This window comes from Wolbachia endosymbiont (group B) of Rhopobota naevana (assembly GCF_947250615.1).
Classification (GTDB): domain Bacteria; phylum Pseudomonadota; class Alphaproteobacteria; order Rickettsiales; family Anaplasmataceae; genus Wolbachia.
The window spans coordinates 647890-670743 of sequence record NZ_OX366333.1; the positions used below are offsets into that span (position 1 = coordinate 647890).

27 protein-coding genes are annotated in these 22854 nt (G+C 33.9%); 14 read left to right on the plus strand and 13 right to left on the minus strand.

Features of this window, described 5'->3' with window-relative positions:
* Positions 1–25 precede the first annotated feature (25 nt).
* Positions 26–676, plus strand: a complete 651-nt coding sequence (locus tag OOL01_RS03185) for a hypothetical protein (protein ID WP_063631240.1) — start codon at positions 26–28, stop codon at positions 674–676.
* Positions 677–679: 3 nt separating this feature from the next.
* Here OOL01_RS03185 and OOL01_RS03190 read toward each other — a convergent pair whose 3' ends face one another.
* Positions 680–1417: a type I glutamate--ammonia ligase gene (locus OOL01_RS03190; RefSeq protein ID WP_264687127.1), complete on the minus strand. Its 738-nt coding sequence runs from the start codon at positions 1415–1417 to the stop codon at positions 680–682.
* Positions 1418–1743: 326 nt separating this feature from the next.
* Here OOL01_RS03190 and dnaA point away from each other — a divergent pair, with 326 nt between their 5' ends.
* Both dnaA and secF read left to right on the plus strand, forming a co-directional pair.
* Positions 1744–3126 (plus strand): chromosomal replication initiator protein DnaA, encoded by a 1383-nt coding sequence (gene dnaA / locus OOL01_RS03195; RefSeq protein ID WP_012481713.1) that lies wholly within the window; start codon positions 1744–1746, stop codon positions 3124–3126.
* A gap of 157 nt (positions 3127–3283) precedes the next feature.
* On the plus strand, positions 3284–4159 hold the full coding sequence (secF, locus tag OOL01_RS03200) for a protein translocase subunit SecF (protein WP_010401100.1): 876 nt from the start codon (positions 3284–3286) through the stop codon (positions 4157–4159).
* Positions 4160–4164: 5 nt separating this feature from the next.
* On the opposite strand, the gene OOL01_RS03205 is transcribed toward secF, so the two are convergent.
* The gene (locus tag OOL01_RS03205; protein ID WP_010401102.1) at positions 4165–4689 is read right to left on the minus strand and encodes a TIGR02281 family clan AA aspartic protease; all 525 of its coding nucleotides are present in this window, start codon (positions 4687–4689) and stop codon (positions 4165–4167) included.
* Between the two features lie 113 nt (positions 4690–4802).
* On the opposite strand from OOL01_RS03205, the gene yidC reads away from it, so the two are divergent.
* From yidC to nusB, 3 genes are read left to right on the plus strand one after another with little or no spacing between them, the layout of a single operon-like run.
* Positions 4803–6512, plus strand: coding sequence for a membrane protein insertase YidC (gene yidC, locus OOL01_RS03210; RefSeq protein ID WP_007302796.1), 1710 nt, complete (start codon positions 4803–4805; stop codon positions 6510–6512).
* On the plus strand, positions 6490–6918 hold the full coding sequence (locus OOL01_RS03215; RefSeq protein ID WP_007302797.1) for a 6,7-dimethyl-8-ribityllumazine synthase: 429 nt from the start codon (positions 6490–6492) through the stop codon (positions 6916–6918). Before yidC ends, OOL01_RS03215 begins: the two co-directional genes overlap by 23 nt.
* Positions 6918–7400, plus strand: coding sequence for a transcription antitermination factor NusB (nusB, locus tag OOL01_RS03220; RefSeq protein ID WP_064085381.1), 483 nt, complete (start codon positions 6918–6920; stop codon positions 7398–7400). The genes OOL01_RS03215 and nusB overlap by 1 nt, the downstream gene beginning before the upstream one ends.
* 371 nt (positions 7401–7771) lie before the next feature.
* Here the strand turns inward: nusB and OOL01_RS03225 are convergent, their stop codons facing one another.
* On the minus strand, positions 7772–8182 hold the full coding sequence (locus tag OOL01_RS03225) for a hypothetical protein (protein ID WP_264687128.1): 411 nt from the start codon (positions 8180–8182) through the stop codon (positions 7772–7774).
* Here OOL01_RS03225 and OOL01_RS03230 point away from each other — a divergent pair.
* Positions 8181–8375, plus strand: a complete 195-nt coding sequence (locus tag OOL01_RS03230) for a hypothetical protein (protein WP_039833188.1) — start codon at positions 8181–8183, stop codon at positions 8373–8375. The genes OOL01_RS03225 and OOL01_RS03230 overlap by 2 nt on opposite strands.
* 102 nt (positions 8376–8477) lie before the next feature.
* Here the strand turns inward: OOL01_RS03230 and dut are convergent, their stop codons facing one another.
* Entirely contained in the window at positions 8478–8939 is a 462-nt protein-coding gene (gene dut, locus OOL01_RS03235; RefSeq protein ID WP_264687129.1) for a dUTP diphosphatase, read from the minus strand.
* Positions 8940–9571: 632 nt separating this feature from the next.
* On the opposite strand from dut, the gene OOL01_RS03240 reads away from it, so the two are divergent.
* The 5 genes from OOL01_RS03240 to OOL01_RS03260 all read left to right on the plus strand — a co-directional run bounded on the left by OOL01_RS03240 (position 9572) and on the right by OOL01_RS03260 (position 12558).
* Positions 9572–9865, plus strand: coding sequence for a hypothetical protein (locus OOL01_RS03240; protein WP_139686435.1), 294 nt, complete (start codon positions 9572–9574; stop codon positions 9863–9865).
* Positions 9866–9967: 102 nt separating this feature from the next.
* Positions 9968–10489: a head-tail connector protein gene (locus tag OOL01_RS03245; protein ID WP_264687130.1), complete on the plus strand. Its 522-nt coding sequence runs from the start codon at positions 9968–9970 to the stop codon at positions 10487–10489.
* A 510-nt stretch (positions 10490–10999) separates the two neighbouring features.
* A complete protein-coding gene (locus OOL01_RS03250; protein ID WP_264687246.1) occupies positions 11000–11401 on the plus strand; it encodes a DUF3168 domain-containing protein in 402 nt (133 codons plus the stop codon).
* The gene (locus OOL01_RS03255; RefSeq protein WP_007302803.1) at positions 11376–11765 is read left to right on the plus strand and encodes a phage tail tube protein; all 390 of its coding nucleotides are present in this window, start codon (positions 11376–11378) and stop codon (positions 11763–11765) included. Before OOL01_RS03250 ends, OOL01_RS03255 begins: the two co-directional genes overlap by 26 nt.
* Before the next feature lie 58 nt (positions 11766–11823).
* A complete protein-coding gene (locus OOL01_RS03260; RefSeq protein ID WP_264687131.1) occupies positions 11824–12558 on the plus strand; it encodes a hypothetical protein in 735 nt (244 codons plus the stop codon).
* Between the two features lie 52 nt (positions 12559–12610).
* Here the strand turns inward: OOL01_RS03260 and OOL01_RS03265 are convergent, their stop codons facing one another.
* The 3 genes from OOL01_RS03265 to OOL01_RS03275 all read right to left on the minus strand — a co-directional run bounded on the left by OOL01_RS03265 (position 12611) and on the right by OOL01_RS03275 (position 15890).
* Complete coding sequence (locus OOL01_RS03265; protein ID WP_264687132.1) at positions 12611–12982, minus strand: holo-[acyl-carrier-protein] synthase; 372 nt, start codon at positions 12980–12982, stop codon at positions 12611–12613.
* A complete protein-coding gene (proS, locus tag OOL01_RS03270; protein ID WP_010401164.1) occupies positions 12979–14238 on the minus strand; it encodes a proline--tRNA ligase in 1260 nt (419 codons plus the stop codon). Before proS ends, OOL01_RS03265 begins: the two co-directional genes overlap by 4 nt.
* 74 nt (positions 14239–14312) lie before the next feature.
* Positions 14313–15890, minus strand: a complete 1578-nt coding sequence (locus tag OOL01_RS03275; RefSeq protein WP_264687133.1) for a WH2 domain-containing protein — start codon at positions 15888–15890, stop codon at positions 14313–14315.
* 319 nt (positions 15891–16209) lie between these two features.
* Here OOL01_RS03275 and OOL01_RS03280 point away from each other — a divergent pair, with 319 nt between their 5' ends.
* Positions 16210–16704, plus strand: coding sequence for a hypothetical protein (locus tag OOL01_RS03280; protein WP_010406678.1), 495 nt, complete (start codon positions 16210–16212; stop codon positions 16702–16704).
* A 27-nt stretch (positions 16705–16731) separates the two neighbouring features.
* The gene (dxr, locus tag OOL01_RS03285; RefSeq protein ID WP_264687134.1) at positions 16732–17907 is read left to right on the plus strand and encodes a 1-deoxy-D-xylulose-5-phosphate reductoisomerase; all 1176 of its coding nucleotides are present in this window, start codon (positions 16732–16734) and stop codon (positions 17905–17907) included.
* Positions 17908–18205: 298 nt separating this feature from the next.
* Here dxr and OOL01_RS03290 read toward each other — a convergent pair whose 3' ends face one another.
* From OOL01_RS03290 to OOL01_RS03315, 6 genes are all read right to left on the minus strand, one after another.
* Complete coding sequence (locus OOL01_RS03290; protein ID WP_264687135.1) at positions 18206–19060, minus strand: ankyrin repeat domain-containing protein; 855 nt, start codon at positions 19058–19060, stop codon at positions 18206–18208.
* Positions 19061–19128: 68 nt separating this feature from the next.
* Complete coding sequence (gene pstB / locus OOL01_RS03295; protein WP_010401422.1) at positions 19129–19887, minus strand: phosphate ABC transporter ATP-binding protein PstB; 759 nt, start codon at positions 19885–19887, stop codon at positions 19129–19131.
* Entirely contained in the window at positions 19884–20678 is a 795-nt protein-coding gene (dapB, locus tag OOL01_RS03300; protein WP_264374698.1) for a 4-hydroxy-tetrahydrodipicolinate reductase, read from the minus strand. Before dapB ends, pstB begins: the two co-directional genes overlap by 4 nt.
* Positions 20679–20893: 215 nt before the next feature.
* Positions 20894–21721, minus strand: coding sequence for a hypothetical protein (locus OOL01_RS03305; RefSeq protein WP_264687136.1), 828 nt, complete (start codon positions 21719–21721; stop codon positions 20894–20896).
* 322 nt (positions 21722–22043) lie between these two features.
* Positions 22044–22241 carry a hypothetical protein gene (locus OOL01_RS03310; protein WP_149168885.1) on the minus strand — a complete coding sequence of 66 codons (198 nt, stop codon included), beginning with the start codon at positions 22239–22241 and terminating at the stop codon, positions 22044–22046.
* Between the two features lie 141 nt (positions 22242–22382).
* Positions 22383–22847 carry a hypothetical protein gene (locus OOL01_RS03315; RefSeq protein ID WP_264687137.1) on the minus strand — a complete coding sequence of 155 codons (465 nt, stop codon included), beginning with the start codon at positions 22845–22847 and terminating at the stop codon, positions 22383–22385.
* Between the last annotated feature and the right edge of the window lie 7 nt (positions 22848–22854).

Genomic DNA, 22854 nt, shown 5'->3' on the forward strand with positions numbered 1-22854 from the left:
TTAGTATGGTATTTGAGGGATTATTATGGTAGCAGTTTTAAGTGTGACAGAAGGCAAGAATAAAGTGATCGTATCTGGGTTGGTTGGTGTTTCATCAACTTTAGTATTTTTAACAGTGATTCACATTGCTGCAAAGATAGCCATTATAGTTACTGCTGCTGCAGTTACTTACGCATTACTTTCATTGCTTAATAAAGCAGGAGCTAAGTCTGTTAAAACTGATGATATGTCAGAAGATGAAGGGTATAGCAGTGTTGATGAAGGTGAAGAAAAAGATACCGTAAAAGAACCAAAAAGAACTGAAACTGAGCTAGAAGAAGAATTAAAAAATAAAAGAGCAGAAGAAGAAATGAAAAATGGACTACCTAAACATATGGATTTCAAAGGTAATTCACTTTCTAAAAGTGCTGATACTACAGATAGTCATTTCGTTTCTAGTGCTACAAATATTGTTATGGAACCTTTACCTAAACACATGGATGCACTTGGTAATCCACTTCCTGAGCAGCCACCGAGCAACCTTACCAATATAGGGCTTGGATCATCTAAAAGTACGCAGAAACTATCTGCTGCAGACTTGCTATTACAGTATGGGAATGTAAATAATGATGTGAGGAAAGTGCTAGAATGGCCAATTACCTCAAAGGAGTTTAATGGGTTAGGGTTTAACAGGTAGTTGCTATATCAAACTCTCCATCTTATATTGAGGATCAGATGCAATGCCATACACTCTATTTGGCGGAGCAATTTTGTTCTCTATACCAAAAACTATACCTTCAATTATTGCTGTGAGTACTTTTTCAAGGTTACAATCTGCTCCAGGAACACGGTGCTCTAGGCGGCATCTTTTGGAATCGTTGCCAAAATAGGGAATTCTTATCGCAGCAGTTCTGTTATTCACTCCCCAACTAATCGTAGTTGGAGTATGAATATCTGGGTACTGAAATCTTAAATATGAATCATCATTTGGAGCAAAAAATAGCATATGTTTTTTCATCATTGCACATAATCCACCTATGCTGTGAATCAGGTGTTCACTATATTTTTGCTTATTGCCATAAAATAAGTTATTATTATTTGAATCCATGAGGCTAACATGTACATTTAGTGCGCTGCCTGCTCTATCCAAATAAGGTTTTGCTTTAAAAGAAACATTACCATCGAACTCTTGTGCTGTTCCAATCAGTAATTTTTTTACTAACTCAAAATGCATAATTAAATTATCAGGACTCGTATAACAATCACTTTTTATCTCGTATTGGTTTAAAGAACTCTCTTTCTCACAAAAAAATCCAAGAGAAGCTATTTTATTTTTGATGCTATTCAGAAATAAATATTCTTTTTTTATTCCCTCAGTGTAAAACTCCAGTTCAATACCGAATACAGTATTATGACTCAAATTACTTAATATAATCACAAATTTACTTCAATAAATTTATACTAAATCAGCTATATTTATACAAGTACTTTACTTATTTATCAGTAAATTTAATATCTTATTTATACATAATATATTACTATTTTTTAATAACATACTTCTAATCCTCGGTACAAGCGACATTTACAAATTGATTGTTTTTATTTCAAAAAAATGATCAATTTTAGTGCTTTTATACTCTTTACAACTCGTCAAAAAATCCTCATAATTTTAGATATGTATTAAGTAGTGTTAGCTTTTTATCTTACAGTAAGCTATTGATTATCTTGCATCTTTCTGATTATTGTTCTTTCTTGGTGTGGTATATGAACTTAACTAACCCTAAGGTTTCTACTATGTTTTTTGATCAGATTATTACAGTAACGGACCACAATGTTACTTGGGAAAAAATCCAAAATTATCTCCATAATCTCTATGGAGAAGCAACATATAACAGCTGGCTGAGTTCACTAAGATTTATCAGCAACAGAAATGGAGAAGTTTTGTTGTCTGTACCAACAAGATTTATAAAGGAGTGGATTACAGTTCACTACATGGAAAAAATATTGTCATTATGGCAAAGCGAAGATCAAAGTGTATGTTCTATTGATATTCAATTAATTGAAGAAAGAAATTCAAATTCTAATACGATACTAAAAAATAGAGAGGAAAATAATCATAATCTTGGTTCACCACTAGATACCAGATTCACTTTTGATAATTTTGTGGTAGGAAAGTCAAATGAGTTAGCATTTACAGCGGCAAAGCGTGTAGCGGAATCTATAGATCCAATATCAGGAAGCAACCCTTTATTTCTATATGGTGGAGTGGGACTTGGTAAAACACATTTAATGCATGCTATAGCTTGGGACATAGTCAATTCTCCGTCAGCAAAAAGAAAAGTGGTATATTTATCAGCAGAGAAATTTATGTATCAATATATTACGGCGCTGCGGAGCAAAGATATTATGTTATTTAAAGAGCAATTTAGATCAGTAGATGTATTGATGGTAGATGATGTGCAATTTATCAGTGGTAAAGATAGTACACAAGAAGAATTTTTTCACACTTTCAATGCATTGATAGACCAAAATAAACAATTGGTTATATCAGCTGATAGGTCTCCTAGTGATCTTGATGGAGTAGAAGAAAGAATAAAATCACGACTTGGTTGGGGATTAGTTGCAGATATTAATGAAACAACTTTTGAATTAAGACTTGGTATATTGCAGGCGAAAGTGGAACGAATGAATATGTATGTTCCCAAGGATGTCCTAGAATTTTTGGCAAGGAATATAAAATCCAATATAAGAGAACTAGAAGGAGCATTAAATAAGGTTGCTCATACCTCTTTAATTGGAAGAAGCATGACAGTAGAATCAGCTAGTGAGACCCTAATTGATCTTCTTAGGTCAAATCATAGGTCAATCACAATAGAAGAAATACAGAAAAAAATAGCTGAATTTTTCAATATAAAGATTGCAGATATGCAATCTAATAGAAGGCTCCGCAGTCTTGCGAGGCCGAGACAAATAGCTATGTATTTCGCAAAGAAGTTTACGCAAAAAAGTTTACCAGATATTGGAAGAAATTTTGGTGGTAGAGATCATGCTACTGTTATACACGCAGTCAAACAAGTGGAAAATTTCATAAGAACTGACCCAAAATTTGCTGATGAAATCAATCGATTAAAAAAGATGTTTAAGTAGCACTTTATTAATGACAACCAGGCTGTTTTCATTTTTTTGATCAAATATCTTTTTCAAGTAGATTAAGTAAATCAAAGATCATTATTAGTATAAGCTAAGAGAAAATAGCTAGTCGATTGCTTAAAAAGTATATAAAATCACAATTTAAGTAGGAAATATGGCAATTAGACTTATTCCAGATAATCTTGATATAAAATTTAGTAAATATAGAAATTTGACAGCACTTGTTAGCGTTATTCTTATCATTTTTTCAATGCTTACTTTTATGCTGCGAGGAATGAATTTGGGTATAGACTTTACAGGTGGAATTTTGATAGAGATAAAATCTTCAAGCAAGGATGATGCTATTCTCGGTATATTAAAAGAGAGTGGATTTACGATACAGAGTTCAAAAGCTGGTGATAACTTAGTTGTGCGGTTTAAAGATGAGGGAGATGAAGATAAAATTAAAAAGGTTAAAAGTATATTAGAGAGCAAATTAGGTAATTTAGTAACTTATCGCAAAATAGATTATGTTGGTCCACAAATAGGCTCAACGCAGATATTTGAAGGGATATCAGCTATGTTAATTGCAATTATTGGAATATTTTTTTATGTTTGGCTTAGATTTAACTGGCAGTGTGGACTTGGTGGAATAATGGCACTGATCCATGATGTGATTTTAACTCTTGGCTTTATCAGTTTAACGAGTATTGAGTTTAATATTTCATCAGTTGCAGCTCTCCTTACCGTAATTGGCTACTCAATCAATAACTCAGTGGTTATATATGATCGGATTCGAGAGTATCAAAAAAGTGGAAAAAATGCAAAAATAGGTGAAGTAGTTGATGCCAGCATTAATTCGACGCTATTTCGCACTATGTTAACTTCAGGTACTACTCTTCTTGCCGCTCTTCCTTTAGTGCTGATTTGTACAGGTGTGGTCAGAGACTTCTGCTTAATCATTTCTTTTGGCATTGCAATCGGCACCTGTTCCGCAATATTTATCTCTGCTCCTATATTGACCTGCAGAGCGTTGATAAGTAGAGTATAGAACGTTTAACTACGATATAATATTAGCTTGTTATCCCTAATAGTGAAATGAAAATATCTCAAAAAGCTCATACCAAGTAATGAATGGGACATAGAGTGAGTATTAACACTAGCGTGCACATCATTAATTAAAAAATTTCCTATTTTAACTTGAGGTATTTGAACCACTCCAGCTTTTATTTGACCTTTTGCAGTTTCATATATTTTAAAGTCTTGAATGTTTTGTAAGTTAATACCAGCATGTAACGCATCTTTTTGCGATAGAACAATATCAGTTGCTCCGGTATCAAGCAAAAACGTTATATTACGATCATTGACTTGAGCTTGAATATAAAAGTGTCCATCGTATGACTTTGTAAATTCAATACTTCCGCCATTTTGAACCCTTCCTTTGTACGGTAGAAAAGTGCTCAGAAACCTATTGCTTAGTTTATCCCCTTGTGAATCAATAAACATTGCAGTAATGACTATTATCAGTAGCCAAATAACTAGATTTTTTGCTGCATTCATATTATTAAAATTTGAAGCCATAAGAGTAAATTTTTAAGATTAGCGTTAAAAGCTATTATTAAAAATAAGTAAATTTTATTGTTTTAGTACAATATTTAATATATACTTTAAGGAGGTATGTTCGATTTAATTTCATGTCAGAAGCAAAAAATTTAATTTTAGCAACAATTCTTTCTATATTGATTATAGTATTATGGCATATTATTTATGATAATTTTCTTAACACGAGCCAAAGCCAACCATCGATTGAAAATATTGAACATATCGAATCTTCTAACGACCTTGCTCCTATGATATACCAAAATCGTTCTGAAATTATTAATTCTACTAGAGAACAGAGAGTTAATTTAACCAATAACATGCTTGAAGGATCAATTTCTCTGAAAGGTGCAAGGTTTGATGACTTAATCTTAACTAACTACCACTTAGAACCGAGTTCTTCTTCTCCACAAGTGGTGTTACTGTCACCTGCAGAATCAAAAGATGTATATTTCGCAGAATTTGGGTGGCTCGATCCGAATGAAAAGATTAAAGTTCCAGATTCTAAAACAGTATGGCAAGCAGATAAACTCAATCAAAAAGAGGTCAATTTATTTTGGGATAATGAAAATGGCATTTTATTTAGAATGAAAATTAGCCTTGACGATAACTACATGTTTAAAGTTGAGCAAATTATTGAAAACAATACAAAAGATAATGTAGTTTTGGTTCCCTATGGTAAAATCAATCGTAAACGTGATAATATTAACGAATCCTATTGGATATCACATGAAGGAGTACTAGGTGCATTTAACAATAAACTAGAGGAGTGGACATATAAGGATATTTCCAAGAAACGTTTAATAAAGGCCAGCACAAGTGAAAAAAGTTGGTTTGGTTTTGCTGATAAATATTGGTTTACAGCTATCATACCTGAAAAATCTGATCAAATAAATGTAAGTATTAAGCATACGAATGTTAATAACATTGATAAGTTTCAAGTAGATTTTGTTAAACCTTACAAACACATACTCCCTGGTGCAAGTGTTTCTACTCTGAACTACTTTTTTGCTGGGGCAAAGAAGTTGAATTTACTTGATTCTTATAAAGACACTCTTAATATACCTTTATTTGATAAGGCTGTAGATTTTGGTGTACTTTATTTTATAACCAAGCCAGTGTTTTTACTGCTTGAATATTTTAACTTTGTTTTGAAAAATTTTGGCTTAGCAATATTATTGCTAACTTTAGTAATCAAACTTTTGATGCTTCCCTTATCTAATAGATCATATATTTCGATGTTCAAGGTGAAAAGCCTGCAGCCTGAATTAACTCGTATAAAAGAGTTGTACAAAAATGACAGCTTAAAGCAGCACAAAGAGACAATTGCGTTGTTCAAGAGAAACAATGTAAATCCAATGTCGAGCATTTTCCCTATGCTCATACAAATACCAGTATTTTTTGCTCTGTATAAAGTATTATTTGTTACTATAGAGATGAGACACGCCCCTTTTTATTTATGGATTAAGGATCTTTCAGCTTCTGATCCAACAAACATTTTTACATTATTTGGGTTGTTTAATTATAACTTTCCTATTTCTATAGGCATTTTACCTATAATTTTCGGCGCTACCATGATAATTCAGCAGAAGCTAAGTGAGAAAGATCAAACCAGTAAAGATGATATTCAAGTAAATGTTATGAAGTTTTTACCTTACATTTCTGTCTTTATTTTTTCTTCTTTTCCTGCCGGCCTGGTAATATATTGGATATTTAGTAATATTATAACTCTGGTTCAACAATCATTAATAAAGTTGCTTTTAACAAGAAAAGTAGGAATGAATGTCGAAAATACTAATAGTTAATTCAGTTTATTATACTGAAATAGCAAACCTTTTGCTTGAGGGTGCAACTGATAAATTCAAAGGAAATAATATTGGTTACGAGATAATTAAAGCGCCTGGTACGTTTGAGATACCAGCTGCAATTCTTTTTGCGGTCAAAGGCAAGAATACTAATTATGATGGTTATTTAGCTCTTGGATGTGTAATTCGTGGTGAAACTGATCATTATAAATACGTTTGTAAAGGAGTAATCGAAGGCTTAAATGCAATTGTTATGCATCATGCAATACCTCTTGGTATGGGAATAATCACAGCAGATAGTAAAGATAAAGCACTAATTAGAGCTGACAAAAATAAAAAGAACGTTGGTGGCCATGCAGCCTCAACTGTTTTGCATATGATAGATCTACACAATAAATTAAAATAATGGAGGAAAAACCAGTAGATAAAAAGTGGCGCATAAAAAGAAGTACGGCAAGATTTTTTGTTGTACAAGTTGCTTACTCAAATATTTTCGTAGGTTACAACAAAAGCACTTTTAAATTGGAAAATTGTGAACTTAAGGACTACATAAGTACGTTGAAAGATATATTTGAATGTGAAGAATTTGAACATCAGTTCTTAGAAAACTTGTTATGTAAGGTTATAAAAAGCAGTGAAGAATATGATAAAATAATAGAGTCTTATTTACACCCAAGCTGGTCACTTTCACGATTAAATCTTATAAGCTTATCTATTTTGCGTGTTGCAGTATGTGAGTTAATTGATTTTGATACACCAGCACCAATTGTTATTAATGAATATACTAACATTGCATCTGATTTACTTGATGCTCCAAACAAAATTGGCTTTATTAATGGGTTGTTAGATAAGGTAAAGGATGCAGTCAGACTAAATAAAAACCCTTAGTAACTTCTCGTAAGGTATTCGTTCAGTAGGGTGGCAAAATAAGATAGAAAAGACAGCTATAGAAATAAATGGTGTTATCCAATATGATGGCAGTGCTCCTTTTTCTGTCATCCCAGTGCTTGACACTGGGATCGAGATTGCAAGTAATGCATTCGGTTTGGTAAGTATGGATTTTGCGTTATAGAATGAAACACTTTTGGTAAAGAAAACTGGATCCCAGTGTCAAGCACTGGGATGACACCACTTTTGCTTCGATATTTACACATTAGTCATGCATCTGAACGGATACTTTGAGACAGCTTCTATAATAAGCTTAAATAACTAACACTAAAAAATGAAGGGCAGACTTATTTAGTCTACCCCTTTTATACTTAGTTGGGTGATGATCTTCCTTTCTTTTGTTGTTCAGCTTCTGGTGATTTAACAATTGAGCTTGGCACAAGTCTAATGATTAGTTCTTTATCATCATTTTCTTCAGAGTCTAAACCTAACGTTTTTGACTTTTCTTCATGTATTAATTCATACTCACATTTATCATTTTTTCTTCCTAATGAATTTATCTTTAATAATCCATCATTGTTATTCATTTCCTTACTTGTAGCAGTAATGTAGTAACTTTTACTTTCTAAGCTAAAATATATAAGATACTCATCGGTGATAATACTGCCATCTGGATTCTTATTTCGGTTGTGTTTTTTGATATACTCAAAATCTTCATCTTTTACTTTCACAAATAGATCTCCTGTCTTTTTGATAATAGAAACTACCGGAGTTTTAGTCATGGAATATATTGCTAAACTAGCCAGTGCAACAGCAGCAAATGCTAAAACACTTATTCCAAGTGGTGTAGCTGCAAAAACTGCAATTGGCGCTAAAATCGAAGTTGAAGACACCCAATACGGTGTTGAAAGTGCTACTGCTGTGCCTATAACATACAGAGAAGTAAGCGCTACAAGTGCAATGTTTGTTTTGTGACGGTGGTTTTTAAAAATTGATATAATTTCCTCTTAAAATAAGTTAATAATATATTAATATTATATATAAAAAAATCAATACAGTCAACTTACATATAAAAAACTACCTACCACTTGAGCCAAAGCCCCCTTCATTGCGGACGGTTTCTTCTGTGTAGAATTCTTCTCTGTCATCCCAAATTACTTGAGATACAGGAGTGATGAGGATTTGTGCGATTCTATCTCCTCTTTTTATTTCATATGGTTGATTACTTAGATTGATTAGGCAAACTTTAACTTCACCTCGATAATCGGAGTCTATAGTGCCCGGAGAATTTAAGACAGTGATTCCATGTTTTGCAGCAAGCCCAGAACGTGGGCGAACTTGTCCTTCAAAACCGTTTGGTATTGCAATTACAATGCCAGTTGGAATAAGTAACCTTTCAAGTGGATTTAAAATAACAGAGTCGTCCAATGCAGCATAAAGATCCATGCCAGCACTCTGCATAGTTGCATAACAGGGAAGAGGCAAGCTTTTGCCATGTGATAACTTTTTTATTTCTACTTTAATTTTATCTCTTTGCATTTTTATTCACCAGTTATGAAAATTTGATTGTAGCATGTAAATTATGCCTGTAAAAGATAAGAAAACTACTTGACAAATCTTTCAGCTTCCTTACTATAAAATTCAAAGTGTTTTATTACCTTCAATCTGTTCAGATTAAACGACAAAAGTATTATACAGTTGGCGTCTTATAAATCTTTCCGCTATGTGCACTTTATGTCTTCACAATAATTTCTACCTAATATAAGCTGAAGCGGGCTTATAAAATGTTTAAATACAGTATAGAACGCCAATTTTTAGGATGAGAGAGTAACAACTAGCTAACGCTTTTGCCTTTTTTTATTAGTAAATTTCTTAACGTTTATATAGAGGGTGTCATTCCAGCACTTGATGCTGGAATCCAGCCTTTCTGCAATCTCATCGAAAACGTTGTACCACCTTTCTATGCTAGTTTGCTTGTGAGCAACTTAGATCCCAGTGTCTGGGCACTGGGATGACAAAAAAGGGCTACTTGAATGACATACTTGAATTTACGCTATAAAGTGAACCGGTTTGGTGTGCTGCTGTTGTTTGCAGTATTGTAGTGCTAATTTTTTACTTCGGTAGTCTTTTTATTGTCATTATAATTACAAGAATAGTTGAGGCCAATTAATATGAAAACTTTTGCAAAAAATTTTAAAGGTAAGGAAAGAAAGCTAGAAGAGTTCAATGAGAAAGTTGAAGACATATCAGCTGTAGCTCAAGATAAGTTTGCACATGAACTTGAAAATATCGCATATGAAAGTGTGCAGAAATTTCGCAGTCTACTTGCTAAAGAAATAAACTCCACTTTCAATAACATTCATTCTCAGAATGTCAATCTACTAAAATCTGGCTTAGTAAACTTGATCAATAAAAAAGGAGAAACAGCGTTAATACGTTCTCTTCTCAATATACTTGTACGATAGAGTTGCTGCTGCAATTTAATATTAAGTGATAACTAAAATAAGTAAGATTTTTTATGGATAAGTCTTACTTATTTTAGCTATATATAGAAAAGGAGGGTTGTTATGTCAACAAGACTAAAGTATCCAATTATAAATATACAACGTAAGTCTAAGCCTAAATCTTTTCCAGTAACTTTAGGAGAGGTTAAATCTTTTTTACGAATTGAAGATGATAAGTTGATTTCAAGTTTTATTTTTATGGCAACTGATTATGCTCAGTGGCATATGGAAAAGTCTCTAGTAAAGCAAACGTGGCAAGTTTCATATGAAGGTTATATACCTCGTAGAATCTATTTAAGCTATGGTCCTGTGAATAAAATAATATTGGCTACTGATAAGAATAGAAAACTTAGTTATTATTTTAGTGATATAGGAAGCTATATTGAATTTTTCAATTATTTGAACATAATAAGGGCTGATGTTGTATATGAAGCTGGTTATGATAGTGTTCCTGAGCAAATAAAGCTAGGTATTATACAGCATGTTTCTGCTCTCTATAAAAATCGTGAATCAGAAGTAAGTAGCCATTTATCTGAGGTAAAGAAGGTGTATTCTCCATTTCGCGAACCAAAGGTTGTTTTGTAGTTCCTGTTTGTCATTCAATAGCAGATACAACAGATGGTGTCATACCAGTACTTGGATCAAGATTGCGAGTAATGAATTGGGTTTTGTGAGTATGGGTTTTGCATTATAGAATGAAGTGTTTTTGGTTAAGAAAACTGGATTCCAGTGCTTACTGTACAAAAATTGTAACTTAATTCCATAAGGGAAGGTGTCATTCCAGCGCTTACTGTAAAAACATTGTAACTTAATTCCATAAAGGAAGGTGTCATCCCAGTACTGGGATCCAGGAAAATTAATTCTAAATGAGCAAACATTTTCAATAAAATGACCAACAAGAAAAATAGTTAGGTAAAGCTGGATCCCAGTACTGGGATGACAAGAAAGAGCTACTGGAACGACATCATTATAAAGTGAACCAGTGTCTGGGGATGGGATGACATCTTCTTGACAGATAATGTTCGTACAGTAAGCACTAGGATGATACCATCTGTTGTACCTGCAAATTGCAATCTTCGTAACCGTATCTGTGAGATGGAAAAAATTCAAATTATAAATGAGTTGTATAATAGTATTTATGCAACATTAAAAGCAAACTCTGATTTAAAGAAATATGTTACTAACATCTATGATTACCTGCCTAAGCAGGTTACTATTCCTTATCTGAGATTGCGCATAGTAAATTATGTTAACCTGCATATGCTATCTAATTTTGCTACAAAAGTAAGATTTTCATGCGACATATATACTTATCATATAAGCAGCATGCTTGCTGCTATAAAGCATGTTGGCTTGGTGGTAAAGAGCATTAGTAGTGAGACCATTTTGGAAAGTAATTGTGCTATAAATCAGCATGATGAAGTTTTACATTCAACAATTAATTTTGATATTTTAATACAAGGAGGTAGCGATGAGCAAATTACAGCTGAAAATTAAAGGTCATGACAATAATTTTGTTGTGCTGAATAATATACGAAACTTAAGGTTTACTTTGCGTAATAACAAAGAGGAGATGAAAGATATTTCCTCTTTTGGCTGGAGAAAAGTGCTTGATTGTGCTGGAAGTAGAAAGATTACAATAAAAATTAATGGCATTTTAAATTCAGTATTGGCTGATGAATTATTGCGTAATTCTGCAATGTTAAACTCTAATAATGATTATGAGATTAGTTTTAATGCTAAGGAGAAGATAAAACTCAGGTGTTCGGTTGAATTGTATGAGAGATATTATGATCCTGCCACTTTTGACAGCTTCACTGTAGTTTTAGCCAGTGCTGAAGTTGTGAACACTTTTCATTAGTGTTAATTTAATTTTTTCATATACAATAATAATAAGTGGGAATAAATTAAAAAAAATTATGAACGATGAGGATCTTTTCGAAGAAGGCGATGATAATGTTGAAGAGAATAGCGATGACAGAAGAGAAAGGAATTTGAAGAATGAAAATCAGCTCGAAGAGCAATTTAAAGAGTATTTAAAACCTTTTGAGGATATTTTAAGTCAAATTGATGAAGGAGTTGATAATTTAGATAGTTACGAAAGGACTATGCAAGTAAAGCGAAGTATAGATAGGCTCATAGAAACCTTATATAGCCAAGCAGCATCTGAGGATATTGATGTAGAACTTGAAACCACAAAACACACTCGCGATAAATCAGAGTCCAAGAAAAGAGTTCTGGAAAAGAGAAAGAAACAATTGATGGAAGAGATCTTAAGTGCTCAACAACAAAAGGAGCTAATGAATAGTAGGGAAAAACATGAAGTAGTAAGTGATGAAGATATTCAGAAGGCAAAAGCACGAGTGAAGTCTTCAATTAAGGGAGTGTTGTTTTCAGTTATTGCTCATAGAATGGATCCACGAAGGAGGGCAGGGGAAACTGCTGATGACAATGAAAAGCAAGCTCGTATGTACGGTAGAGAAGCAGTTGGTGGAGTTTTAGGTGGATTATTCAAGGCGTTTTTAACTGCAGTTGCTGCTGTTGTGCGCGAAATTGCTAAACCACTTCAACATATGAATACACAAGAGACGTCTTTTGCAAAACAAGTTGAAGAAAGCAGAAACCAGGATTCACAGAAAGGTCGATCTGTGTAGGTCAAAGTATAATTTCAAAAAAATTTTTGAAATCGTATGTACTAAACAATATCTACTCAACGCAAATTACAACAAACGCAGTAGCATAATCTTGATCATCACTTAGAGAAAGGTGTATCTTGTATTTCGAGATGAAATCCTTTGTGATAGCAAGATGTGGTTTTCCTCTGATATTACTGTATATTTCTATATCTTTCATTATAATTCCTTGGCTGAATCCAGTGCCTAGCGCTTTAACAAAAGCTTCCTTTGCAGCAAAGCGTTTAGCAAAATATTTTGCTCTTACTTCTTGGCTATTATATTTTTTGCTTATCTCTATCTCCTTCTTAGTATAGACTTTATTGAGAAATTTTTCCCCGTATTTTTGTGATATTCTCAATATTCTGGGTATATATACTATGTCAGTGCCAATACCGTATATCATTTTGCACTAAAACGATTTATTGCTTCTTCAACTTGTATTTCCTCTACCTCTCCAGTTGCCCTATTTTTTACTTCAACTATATTTGAAGTTACTGCTTTCTTTCCAATAATTATTTGCCACGGCAAGCCTATCAGATCCATTCTGGCAAATTTCACTCCTACACTTTCGTCCGTATCATCATAAAGCACTTCATCGCTTTTCAAAGCTTTGTATATTTTATCTGCAGCCTCCGTTACTTTTGTTTGTAAATTGATCAAACCAACTTTAAAAGGAGCTACTGCCTCTGGCCAGATAATTCCTTTATCATCATGGAAAGCTTCTATTATTGCGCCAACAAGCCTTGAAACTCCAATACCATACGAACCCATATGCATGTTAACATTTTTTCCATCTTGAGAAGTAACACTTGCCTTCATAGGTTTCGAATATTTATCACCAAAATAAAAAATATGCCCTATTTCAATACCCTTGCTAACATTTAACTGTTCTTGCGGTATAGGACAAATTTTAGGATCATGCATATCGTCTGCAACTGCATATATGCTCTTCAGGCTTTCAATATCTTCGCTTTCTAGTAATTCAAAAAGTTTATTGTCATAATATAGAGTGCTCTCACCGGTGTTTGCCAATATATGAAATTCATGACTTAAATTTCCTCCAATTGGTCCTGTATCTGCCCTCACTCCAATTGGAGTAAGTCCCATGCGTTTGAAGATTTTTATGTAAGTTTTATACATCAAATTATATGAATTCAGTGCACCTTCGTAATCTACATCAAAACTGTATGCATCCTTCATCAGAAATTCCCTGCCTCTCATAACGCCATAACGAGGTCTTACTTCGTCACGAAACTTCCACTGAATTTGATATAAACAAAGTGGTAAATCTTTGTAACTTTTTACCGTATTTCTAATCAAATCAGTTACCACCTCCTCATGTGTTGGACCAAAAAGCATATCGCTTTCATGCCTATCTTTAATACGTAGCATTTCTTTGCCGTAATCATCGTAACGTCCTGACTCTCGCCAAAGACTTGCTGGCTGCACACAAGGCATCAACACTTCAATTGCACCAATTTCATCTCTGATAATATTTTCAATATTTTTAAGTACCAAAAGACCAAGCGGCAGCCAAGAATAAATTCCAGATGCTGTCTGCTTGATTAAGCCCGCACGTAACAAATATTGATGAGAAATAATTTCAGCACCAGCCGGGGTTTCTTTTAAAGTTGGCAGGTAATATTGAGATAAACGCATTTGATAAATCTGATTGTACTAAGTAATCTTAATACAATCAGGCCTGTAGGTAAACTTATTTTAAGAAGAGTGTACTACTTTCTCTTACCTCGATCTACAACACTTTGAACTTGAAATGGTTTTTGCACCTCACTATTCACTGAGTCAACATTATTTGCTTGTGCTGCAGGAGAAGCTTCAGATTTCGTTTTTGAATTAACAGGCTTAGGCGATATCGGTGGCTTCTCTGCCTTTAGTGTAGAACGTGGTGGAGTTGTGGATTTAGGTTTTACATTATCATCAGATTCATGACCACTGTCAGGACTCTTGCTTCCTCTTTCATCTTCTGGTTGGGAGTTTGAAGGCGTAGGTTTTTTCCTGGATTTTGTCAGCTTTTTCTCTTTCGGTTTTTTCGATTTATCATTGCTCCAATCATCACTGTCACTGTGGTCAGAAACTTCACTTTCACTACTAGAAAATTCTATTGCTGGTCTCCTCTTCAGGATATTAGCTATCCCAGAATCATGACATTGAGCATTCCTCATTGTACGTTGCTTATTCTCTTCTCGCAACTTCTCAATTCTTGCAAAATACTCTTCTTTTGTTTCTTGTTTGGCACCCGCAGGTAATGACTTGTTTTGTTCAGAATCAATAGCCTTCTCCGGTGCACCATCATTAATAGGTTTTAACTTCGTACCTTTTCTTATCTGTTCAAGCAGATCAGAACGATCATGCTTAGATTCATTAGCCTTTTTCGGTGCACCATTCTTAGGTTTCTCCGTATACTTGGAAGCTGTAGGAGGAGGCGGCGGAGATGGTAGTGGTGCAGCATTTTGTGGCAATGGAGGAGGTGGTGGTGTCGGTACACTGGATGTTCTAAGCGCTACTGGAGGTGATGATGTATGAGTATTGCTGTGTTCAAGTCCTTTTGCTTTCTGTAAATCTTGTGATTGTTTTCTACCAGGATCAACTTTTTTCTCGCTGTTTATTGCAGAAAGGTGTGAATTGATAAGATATGCAGCTAAGCTCAACATAACCGATGCAGAAACAAAAGCAATAACTGTGAAAAGTACTGGATCACTTAGTGTTACTGAAATCGAAAGATATGTATATATACCAGCTGTAACACTAGATATACATAGCAACAAAGTAGCAATTGAATATTTTAAGGCAGCTGTCTTACTTATTCCAACTAAAGTATTAATCAAAATGGGAGTATCGATTTTTTGTTCTGTTGCAAGTTGAATAGGATTCTCAGATAGCCCTTTTTCTGATTGAGTACTATTGTTAGTTCCTGAAGGTTTGTTACTATTACAATTATCTTGTTGAGGACTCAAAACTCTAGGTGATACAGGCTTGGGAGTTAATCCTCTATTTGGCTCACTCTGTCTAATATTGCTTCCTTCATCTGCAGTTTCGCTATCCACATTATTTTTTTCTTGTATTTTCTTAAATACTAAACTCTCTTCAAAATTGAAAGGTGATTGTTGAACAGGACTCTTAGATTGAACTTTTTTTAATTGAGTGCTATTGCTTGTTTTTGATGGAGTACTACCAAGAGTGTTTTCATTTTTATCGTTATTTTTCGCTGGCTTCCAATTTTTTCTCCAATCTGCAGGTGGTGGAGGTGGTGGCGGAGCTGATGATGGTGTGTTATTATTATTAGTAAGCATTCCTCTTCCTTATTATTAATATAATATTAATAATAATTAAATTATTAGTACTTGTCAATAATTTATGAGTAAGTTAGTATTAAGATAATAAAATAAAAAGGAAAGAGAGAGGAGCAGTCTTCTAAGAAGAAATAGAAGCTATCTTAAACCTCAAGTCATCACTTTGTTACCACAGCACATCATCGATGTTTTGGTATAGAGTAATCAGAATCATAAAAATAGCTTAGTGTTAGCTATTTTTATGATAACCTCTCTTAAACAATTGATATTTTACAGTGTTTTTGGTAAAATAATAGCTTAAGGCTTAGAATAAAAGTTTATGAGTGAAGCACAAGGTCCAAATATTGCAGAATGGCAGGCACAGCAGCAACACCAGGAAGCCGCTAGTGAGAAAAGTGGTTTCGGTCTTGGTCATAGTGACTCTGTTGCAACAATTGTGGATGGAATGAAGTGGATGTTCAACTTTCATGAAGGAGCAATTGCTGCTTATAATAATGTGTTTGAAGGTTTGGTCAGTGGTAGCAGTCTAGTAACGTTATTTGGGAAATCAGGTAATATGTTTGGCATAAAATTTCTTGAAAGTCTTGCTGAATATTTTTCAGGTGGTGGTGGAGAAGATATGCCATCAGAAGGAATGGGTATGGACTACGGTGATGAGGGGCATCATCCGGATGATTATCCCCACTCTAACAATGAAATAGCTCAAAGTGCCGATGGTTTGCATGATATGCATGATGCAGGTGATCATCATGGCCAATCTTTTTCACCTGGTCCTTCACCATCTGTTGGTGATGATCATGAGCTTGGTTACTAAATAACTAAGAAGATTTTATTGTAATTAGTGAAAAAAGTTTCAGTTTTAGGATCAACAGGAAGCATTGGAAAAAAGACTGTAGATTTGCTCTTAAAGAGAAAGGAAGAATATCAGGTGGAAGCACTAAGTGCCAATTCTAACTTTGCTCTGCTAGCACAACAGGCAAATCTACTTAATGCAAAATATGCTGCCATTTCTGATGAAAGGTTCTACAAAGATTTAAAAGAAGATCTACTTGGTACAAACGTCAAAGTAGAAGTTGGTGCTCCAGGTCTAGCAAATGTTGCTTCTCTACCCGTTGATCTCTCAGTTATTGCAATAGTTGGCATCGCAGGACTTGAGCCAGTTATAAAGGTTATAGAAAGCGGTACTAAAGTTATTGCCCTGGCAAATAAAGAAAGCATTGTTTGTGGTGGCAAGTTACTGCTTGAAAAAGCTAAAGAAAGAAACGTACAAATAATCCCTATTGACTCTGAACACAACGCAATTTTTCAAGTTTTGCAAAATGATGATAAATGTGTAGAAAAGATTATACTCACTGCCTCTGGTGGACCATTTTTAAATTATAGCCTTGAACAATTAAAAGATATTACAGTAGATCAGGCACTAAATCACCCTACTTGGAAAATGGGAAAGAAAATCTCAGTTGATAGTGCAACAATGATGAATAAAGCACTAGAAATAATAGAAGCACATCATTTGTTTAATATTAGTCCAAATAGAATTGAAGCAGTAGTGCACCCTGAATCGATAGTACATGGAATTGTCGTTTATCACGATGGATTCAGCTTTGCTGTGCTTGCAGAAACTGATATGGAAATTCCCATTGCATATGCTTTGTCTTGGCCAGAAAGATCAACTTTAAATCATAAATTAGATTTAACAAAGCAAGGAAAATTGACCTTTCAAGAACCAGACCACAAATGTTTTTCTTCACTAAAGCTAAGCATGGAAGTGTTAAATTCTTCTTCTCCACATACAAATAGTATTGTTTTGAACGCTGCAAATGAGATAGCTGTTAACGAATTTTTGAAGTCACGAATCGGCTTTTTAGAAGTAGTAGAGGTAGTAAAATCAACAATAGAAAACTTTGACAAGTACTCTGATATTAACTCACTATCCGACATAACAAGTATCGATTTTGAAAGCCGTATTCTTGCCAATGAAATCATAAAAAGTAAAGGTATCTGTTCAGCAGAGTGATAAAATAAGGTAGACGAGAAAAGACAACTAAATGGGTGTAGCTATCCAGCAAAATTCATTGCAGATAAGACAACATTTTCGATCAAAAAGCTGTATTCCATAATGTCATTCCAGTAGCTGACACTGGAATACAGAAAAGCAGCTAGTTTCAGCTACTCGAATGACAAGACTAGAAAGAAATGGGTGTCATGCCAGTCTGGCATCCAGTCTTTTAGTCATCAAACATTGTAAGGTATTTACCAAATTAGCTTGATTCCAGCATCAAGTGCTGGAATGATACCTTACCTGAACAGATAAATCACTTAGCATGTTCGAAATCAACCTGAGAGAAATTTACATCGTTAAGAACTGTATTTGCTCTATACAGACAACCACACCCTATTGCAAAGAACAGCAATGCAGCTGCAGCAAACGGAACTGGGTTATAAACTGTGAAACATAGACCAACAGCAAGTACTCCAGATAACAAAAAAGCACAAGCATAATTAGTTTGTTTCCTTTTTTGAGCGACTGCTTCTATCTTTAGGAATTCTGGTTCTATTGCTTTCTTGACATGTCCTGCAATACAATCTCTTGGACTTTTGTTTTCATAGTTTTGAATATTAGGTTTGATATTTGGATGTGTAAGTAATATTTTTATCATGTCTACATTTCCCAACTTGCAAGCAATGTGTAGAGCTGTATTTTTTTCCTTCTTGCCGGTCTTAATTTCCTCCTCTGCACGAGCATAATTTTGAGGTATAAATCCTTCATTAACAGGTTGTGAATTGTTAAGGTATACACAACCCCCTCTACCCTGATCTACTACTTCTCTCCCCTCAAATTCGTACACTGGATAACCATCATGTTTCTTTGGTTTTCTCTCAATAACAGCTTGCTTGCTTTTAATATTTAAATCGATTTTTTTATGTTCTACAAGCAACTTAGCCATAAGCTCTAAATATTGATGTTCATCGTTATTACTAGTAACAAAAGCTGAAATAATGCACATCAAAGGTGTCATCCCATCCTCAAAAGCGTTAACATTCGCTCCTTCTTTCAATGCTTGTTGAAAATGATTCCAAGCTTCCTCAGGTGTTATTCTTTCACCACTAGCATTTTGAAATTCAATAGCTTTAAACAACTTTTTTGTTGCTTCACTTGTACTAAACATTTTAACCACCTATCACAACAAACTTGATAAAATTATACATAGAAAAAATTAAAATATCAACTATTAAGCTAATGATCCAGAATATACTCCTTCGTTAAAGGAGACTGAGCATTTTCAAAGATTTCTTGAGTACTTCCGAATTCAACAATCTTGCCATTGCAAAAGAAAACTATGCTGTCAGATAATTTTTTAGCTTGCTTCATCGAATGAGTTACCATAATTATGGTGAACCTCAATTTCAATTCTTGTATAAGATTTTCGATTGCATTGGTTGCCATTGGATCAAGAGCAGAGCATGGTTCATCCATTAATAAAATAGTTGGCTTTACTGCAATTGCACGAGCAATGCATAATCTTTGTTGCTGGCCACCAGATAAATTTAGTGCACTATCTTGCAATCTATCTTTCAACTCTTCCCATAAACCAACCTTAGTTAAACTACTTTCTACTATTTCATCTAATTTTTGCTTATTTTTCACCATGCCATGCAATTTAGGCCCATAAGCAACATTATCATATATTGACTTTGGAAAAGGATTGGGTTTTTGAAATACCATACCAACTTTTGCTCTGAGCAATACAACATCCATATCACGTGAATATATATTACCCAGCCCATCGATTACCAGTTCACCAGTCGCTCTACATCCAGGTACGTAATCATTCATACGATTGAAACAACGCAAAAATGTCGATTTACCGCACCCAGAAGGTCCGATAAAAGTTGTGACTTTCTTTTTGCAAATATTCAAATTTATATCGAATAAAACTTGTTTAGAGCCATACCAAAGATTTAAATTTTTAACGAAAGCGTATTTATCGCTCATACTAAATCCTGCATTGAATAAAGTCCTGGTATTTCCTGTTTATTCTCGCACAACCATATTGCTGCTTGAACCGCCCCTCTAGCAAACGTTGTGCGGTCAATTGCCTTGTGATTTAATTCTACTCGTTCATCGGAATTGACAAACATGACACTGTGATCTCCTATTACTCCACCTCCACGAGATACTGCAAAGCCTATTCCTCCTTTCCCTCTTATATTTGAATTATTATGTGAATATTGATTGAGCTCAAAATCCACTTTTGCAGCGTTAGCAACTGCTTTACCAAACTCTATAGCTGTTCCAGATGGTGAATCCTTTTTTAAATTGTGATGCATTTCCCAAATTTCAACGTCATACTCATTACCTAAAAGCTTGGCAGCTTCTTTTACCAATTTCAGCAACACATTAACTCCAACACTCATATTTGCTGACCATAATATTGGAACTTTAGCAGCATATTCTTTTAAATTTAGACCTTCTATTCCAGTTGTGCCACTAACTAGCGGTTTTTTAAATTTCACGGCCGCCTTAAGGCATTCTAGCATACATTCTTTAGTTGTAAAATCTATTACAACATCGGACGATTCAAATACCTCATTAATGGAACTTGTAACTTTGATTCCCAAATTGCAATTATTGCCTACAATAGGCCCAATATCTAAGCCTATATACTCACTGCCCAAGCGAGCAACAGCACCTGCTATTTCCACTTTGGTATTCGTAATTAATTCATTGAGTATTTTCTTACCCATTCTGCCTAAGCAGCCTATTACTCCAACTTTGATTTTCATAAAGCTTTTTCCACTATGTTAGGCTTTTTTTGAAGCTTTGTCATCTTTATAAGCTTAGCATATTTAGCCTTACACTGATAAAACTATAGCTATACATCGATGAATCTATTGAAAATTGATACGAAAAATTGTAATTAGTCAATTTTCTCCTATGGAGAAAACTTATAAAGAAAAAAAGAGCACCAACTTTGGTGCTCTTTTGTGAAGGGTTTGTTTTAATAATAACCGTTTCCATTTACACTGGGATTAGTGACATAATGTCTCTCTGTTGATGATACTCCAATTGTTAGACTTGGTTGTGTATCTATTGTATCATAAAGCTTCTCTGATTCAGTAGTCACTTCCTTATTGTTAACCATTTGTTGTGCCGTAGTAGGATTGAGATTATGCTGCTCCAACGCTGTACCTTCAAACGGCTGATTAGATATATTATCTACTTTAATCTCTGTTACATCATCTTTCAATCCTAACATTTCTTTCACATGCTCAATATTGTCTTGCACTAATATTTTATCGTCATCGATATAATTACCATCTTCTTTCTTCTTTAGTACTGATTTTACAATTACATATTCAGAAACGCCATAGTAATTATTACCACTACCAGTAATGCGATATTCTCCTTTATCACACCTTAGATATACAAGAAGCTGAGGAGAAAATTTGTCCTGGGTTAAACTATATTTATAATCCTTAATTTTTATACCCTTTTCCAAACGTAAATATAAGTGATTCTTTTCAAGTTTAATATAACCTACTCCTTTAGGCTCATCATTTGATTTTTCTGGAAAATTTTCTGCTGGCTCTACGTTTATATCTGTTTTAGATACAGATTCTTCAGTCTCATTTTGCATAGGGGTGCTAACAGTTGGACTTTTATTTACATTCTCATCTGAAGGTCTCTTTGGTGATATATTTTCTTGAGCAGTATTTGCTTTACTGCTAAATAACCAATTCCAACCTGATGAAATTTTTCTTGCAATCCATGAAATTCCTCTACGATCAGCAATCCACTTAAAAAAGTTTTTTATACTTTCCCACATACTTTACTCCTTAAATTAATAATTTAATTATTATATATAAAGTTTAATTTGTCAATTTTCTCCTATGGAAAACGTATAAAGAAAAAAAGAGCACCAAAGGAGGTGCTCTTTTGTGAAGGATTTGTTTACTAATTAATAATAACCGCTTCCTACTTTGCTCGGATTAGAGACACAATGTCTTTCTGTTGCTAGTGCTCGAGTTGTTGAACTTGGTTATGTAACTTCTGCATCATAAAACTCCTCTGATTCAGTAGTCACTTCCTCAGAGTAAGATCAGATAAATCTTCTCTAAACTTAGAAAGAGATGCAGTAAAAGCATTTATTAACTCTTGTTTTTTTCTTCAATAGTAGTTTTACCTGAAGATTGTCCTTGCTGTGATATGCTTTGTTTCGCAACACTTGTTTCACTTTTTTTACCACCAAACAGCCGCTTACAGCCTGATGAAATTTTTCTTGCAATCCATGAAATTCCTATGTGATCAGCAATCCACTTAAAAAAGTTTTTTATTTTTTTAAACATATTTTACTCCTTAAATTAATAATTTATATTATTATATAAAAAGCATAGTATGTCAACTTTTTCTATAGAGAACGTATAAAGAAAAAAAGAGCACCAAAGGAGGTGCTCTTTTGTGAAGGGTTTGTTTTAACAATAACCGTTTCAATCTACACTTGGATTAGTGACATAATGTCTCTCTGTTGATGGTACTCCAATTGTTAGACTTGGTTGTGTATCTATTGTATCATAAGGCTTCTCTGATTCAGTAGTCACTTCCTTATTGTTAACCATTTGTTGTGACGTAGTAGTAGGTATTTTCACTCCAAATGGTTCATTAGATATACTATCTACTTTAATCTCTGTTACATCATCTTTCAATCCTAACATTTCTTTCACATGCTCAATATTGTCTTGAACTAATATTTTATCGTCATCGATATAATTACCATCTCTATTCTTCTTTATTATTGATTTTACAGATATACCAAAACAATCATTGATACAATTATCAACACCAGTAATGCGATATTCTTCTTTATCACATCTTAGATATATAAGAAGATTAAAAAGGGGTTCTACCTCGTTTTGACTACCTTGATAATCCTGAACTTTTATACTCTCTTCCAAATTTAAC